The following is a 4,464-nucleotide window of genomic DNA, read 5'->3' on the forward strand; positions in this document are numbered from 1 at the left end:
AGACATGGCGGCGGCCGGCGACGCGCGTTTGCGCCAGCTGCGCGGCGCGCGCATTGGCATGGTGTTCCAGGAGCCCATGACTTCGCTCAATCCGTCAATGACGATTGGCCGGCAGCTTGACGAAGGCCTGGCGCTGCACCGGCCCGAGCTCTCGCCGGCCGCGCGCCGCGACAAGGCTTTGGCCATGCTCGCGCGCGTCGGCATCACCGACCCGCAGGCCGCGCTCGCCGCATGGCCACATGAATTTTCAGGCGGCATGCGCCAGCGCATGATGCTGGCCTCTGTCATGCTGCTGGAGCCCGCGCTGCTGATCGCCGACGAACCGACTACTGCCCTGGACGCGCTGGTGCAGCGTGACGTGCTGGAGTTGATGGTTGGCCTCACGCGCGAACACAACACCGCCGTGCTGCTGATCAGCCACGACCTGCCCATGGTGGCGCGCTACACCCAGCGCATGATCGTCATGCAGCAGGGCGAAGTCGTCGAAGCCGGCGACACCGCTGCTTTGCTGGCCGGCCCGAAGCAGGACTACACCCGCAAGCTGCTGGAGGCCATCCCGCGCCGGCAAGCCGCGCGCACGATTGCCGACGAACAGCCCGTCATCGAAGTGCGCAACCTCGTCTTCGACTACCCCGGCAAACGCCGCCTGTTTGCCAAGTCCGCCGCCAAGCGCGTGCTGCACGGCATAGACCTGGTGGTGCGCCCGCGCGAGATCGTCGCAGTGGTGGGCGGCTCCGGCTCGGGAAAAACCACGCTGGGCCGCGCGATTGCCGGCTTGCTCAAGCCGACCGAAGGCGACATTCGTTTTCGCGGCCGTTCGATTGCTCGCGGCGACGCGGGCTGGCTGGACTACCGGCTCAACTGCCAGATGGTGTTCCAGGACCCGTACTCGTCATTGAATCCGCGCATGAGCATTGGCCAGCTGGTCGGTGAAGGGCTGCGGCTGGTTCCCGGTCTGTCATCCGCTGAGCGGCAGGCGCGCGTAGCAAAGATGCTCGATGAGGTTGGTTTGGAGCCCCGGCATGCGCAGCGTTATGCGCATGAACTCTCGGGCGGCCAGCGCCAACGCGTGGCGATTGCCCGCGCGCTGATACGCGAGCCGGCTTTTGTGATTGCCGACGAGCCGGTGTCGGCACTCGACGTCACCGTGCGCGCCCAGGTGCTGGCGCTGCTGGCCGAGCTGCAGGAACGCCACGGCTTTGCCTGCCTCTTCATCAGCCACGACCTCGGCGTGGTCGAGCAGGTGGCCGACCGCGTGATCGTGATGCAGGCCGGCCAGATCATCGAGCAGGGCAGCCGCGACGAGGTGTTCGACAAGCCGCAGCACGCCTATACACGCAAGCTGCTCTCCGCGATTCCTGCGCTCACGCCCACAGGCCAGGGCGGCATGCAGCTCAAGTGGCGCTTTGACGAACCCGATACGCCGGCAGGCGCCCTGAACCCCTTACACCCTCTTCCGGTCTGATCTTTAAGGAGCTTTTCATGCTTTCCCTTCGATTGAAATTTCTGGCCGCCGCCATGCTCGCGGCCTGTTCCGCGGCCCAGGCCCAGACCCCACAAATCGTGGTCGCGCAGCCGGCAGACATCCGCTCGACCAACCCCGGCGTGAACCGCGACAACACCACCGACGGTGTGGTGCTCAACATCGTCGAAGGCCTGGTCGCGTACCACGAGAACGGCACCGTCGGCCCGCTGCTGGCGCGCTCCATCGTCACCAGCCCCGACGGCCTGACCTATATCTTCAAGCTGCGCACCAACGTGAAGTTCCACAATGGCGAGCCCATGACTTCGGCCGACGTGCTGTGGAGCTGGAAGCGCTACATGGAACCCAAGACCGACTGGCGCTGCCTCAGCGAATTTGACGGCCGCTCCGGCGTCAAGGTGACTTCTGTCACGGCCCCCGACGCACAGACCGTGGTCATGCAGTTGGACAAACCCTCGGCCGTGTTCCTCGACAACCTGGCCCGCACCGACTGCGGCATGACGGCCGTCCTGAACAAAAAGTCCGTCAAGGAAGACGGCAGCTGGGACAAGCCCATCGGCACCGGCCCCTTCAAGTTTGAAGAATGGAAGCGCGGAGAGTACGTCACGCTCAGCGCATTTGCCGACTACCAGTCGCCCCCCGGCACCAAGCCCGACGGCTACCTCGGCCTCAAGAAGCCGCTGGTTGGGCAGGTCAAATTTTTGACCGTGCCCGACATGTCGACCTCCAAGGCCGGCCTGCAGTCCGGCGCCATCGACGCGGGCCAGATCACCTCGTCCGACGTGCAGGAGCTCAAGGCGAATAAAAATCTCAGCGTTGTCGCCGCAGTGGACGCGGGCAAGAACACGCTGCTGATGCAGACCAACGACCCGCTGCTCAAAGACGAGCGCATCCGCCAGGCCATCGCGCTCTCGCTTGACATGAACCAGCTTGTCGCGGCCGCGTCCGAAGGCCTGGCCCGCGTCAACAACTCGGCCATCCAGGACACTTCGGCCTTCTACACAGCGGCCCAGAAAAAAGGCTACCGCCACGACCCGGCCAAGGCCAAGCAGCTGCTGAAGGAAGCCGGCTACAAGGGCCAGCCCATCGTGATCCAGGCCAACAAGCGCGCGCACGTGCCCAGCTTCTCGGTCGCGGTGATGAGCCAGGCCATGATGCAGGCCGTGGGCATCAACGCCCAGATCGAGGTGCTCGAATGGGCAACCCAGCTGGACCGTTACAACAGCGGCAACTACCAGATGAGCTCCTTCACCTATTCGTCGCGCCTGGACCCGGCCCTGAGCTATGAGCAGTTCTCAGGCAACAAGGCCAAGCAGCCGCGCAAGGTGTGGGACGACCCGGCCGCGCAAAAGCTGATCGACCAGAGCTTCGCCGAAGCGGACCCCAAGAAACGCCAGGCCTTGTTTGACCAGCTGCACGCGTTGATGATCGCCAAGACGCCGCTGGTCATCCTCTACAACGTGACCGATTCGTGGGCTGTGCGCAAGCGCGTGAACGGGTTCACGGTGTGGGAAGGCAAGCCGCTGCTCTGGAATACAAAGCTGGCCGCCAAGTAAGTCATTCCAGCATCACCTCTCGGTCGCCTTGCACGCAGGCCCGCGCGCAAGGCATGGACAGGCACGCCTTGCGGCGGTCGTCATCTCTCTTCACGCAACTTCTTACGGCAGCCCAGCATGGCAAACATCAAACAATTCCCCTTTATCTCCGTCTCCGGCAGCCCGCATGAACGCGGCCTGCAGTACGGGCGGCAGGCCGCCGACCGGGTACGTGGCAGCGCGCGCCTGTACGGCCAGACGCTGGTCAACCTGGGCTACAGCGAACAGGCACGCGCGCGCTTGATCGACTTCTTCGCCAAGGAAATCGGCAACTTCGCACCCCACTACATCGACGAGATGCGCGGCATCGCCGAGGGCGCAGGCGTGGACTTCCAGGACATCGTGATGATCAACGCCCGCACCGAGGTGCTGGCCAAGGCCCGCGCCGAGAAGGTCACACAGGCCGACCAGGAGCCGGGCGACGGCTGCACCGGCGCCCTCATCCTGCCCGAGCGTTCGGCCAACGGCAACCTGCTGCATGGCCAGAACTGGGACTGGCGCGCCGAGTGCGTCGAGACCTCCGTCGTGCTGCGCGTGCGCAACGACAACGGCCCCGACTTCCTGACCTTTGTCGAGGCCGGCGGGCTCGCCCGCAGCGGMTTCAACAGCGCGGGCGTGTCCATTACCGCCAACTACCTCGAATCAGACCGCGACTTCAAGCAGCTGGGTGTGCCGTTGTCGCTGATCCGGCGCAAGGTGCTGGAGCAGGAGATTTTCTCGCTGGCCATGAAGGCCGTCGCCGCCACACCCAAGTCCTGCTCCAACAACATCATGCTGGGCATGTCGCAGGGCTTTGGCATCGACTTTGAATGCACCACCAATGAATCGTTTCCAATTTACCCCGGCGCCGACAACCTGATCGTGCACGCCAACCACTGGATGAGCCCGGTCGCCCTGAGCAAGCTGGTGGACATGGGCATTTCCCAGTCACCCGACAGCCACTACCGCGACTGGCGCGTACGCAAGCTGCTGAATCAGCAAGACAAGCTGGGCAGCCAGGAATTAAAGAACGCGTTTTTCGACAACTTCGGCCTGCCCTACTCCGTCTGCCGCCCGCCCCGCATCGGCAGCCACGACAACCTGTCGGCCACGGTCGCCATGGTCATCATGGAGCCGGCTGTAGGAGAGATGGAAGTCGCGCCCCTGCCGGCGCTGAACAAGGTGTTCACTTGCTACAGCCTGACGAAAGAGCCGCGGATTGTTGCTTGATTAGCGCGAAGTTTGCAGGCGCTACTGCGTATGACAACGGTTAGAGCGGTAGCATCCATTCACTTGAGTGAAATATGTCTGAACGCAAAAATCGCAGCTAATCGGTGGCCGTCAAAGCCAAGGTGTGAGTTTCCGAAATTAAGTTTTAGCAATCTAATGGATCAGCAGCTTCACCAG

General features: G+C 63.7%; 3 protein-coding genes. All 3 read left to right on the top strand.

Features of this window, described 5'->3' with window-relative positions:
* Positions 1-1,465: dipeptide ABC transporter ATP-binding protein (locus AC1D1X_RS16370; RefSeq protein WP_477698664.1), on the top strand; the 1,465-nt coding region annotated here is incomplete at its 5' end.
* 17 nt (positions 1,466-1,482) lie between these two features.
* The gene (locus tag AC1D1X_RS16375) at positions 1,483-3,039 is read left to right on the top strand and encodes an ABC transporter substrate-binding protein (RefSeq protein ID WP_477669945.1); all 1,557 of its coding nucleotides are present in this window, start codon (positions 1,483-1,485) and stop codon (positions 3,037-3,039) included.
* Between the two features lie 117 nt (positions 3,040-3,156).
* Entirely contained in the window at positions 3,157-4,287 is a 1,131-nt protein-coding gene (locus AC1D1X_RS16380; protein WP_477669946.1) for a C45 family autoproteolytic acyltransferase/hydolase, read from the top strand.
* Positions 4,288-4,464: the final 177 nt, after the last annotated feature.

This window comes from Polaromonas sp. P1_G4, from assembly GCF_056405475.1.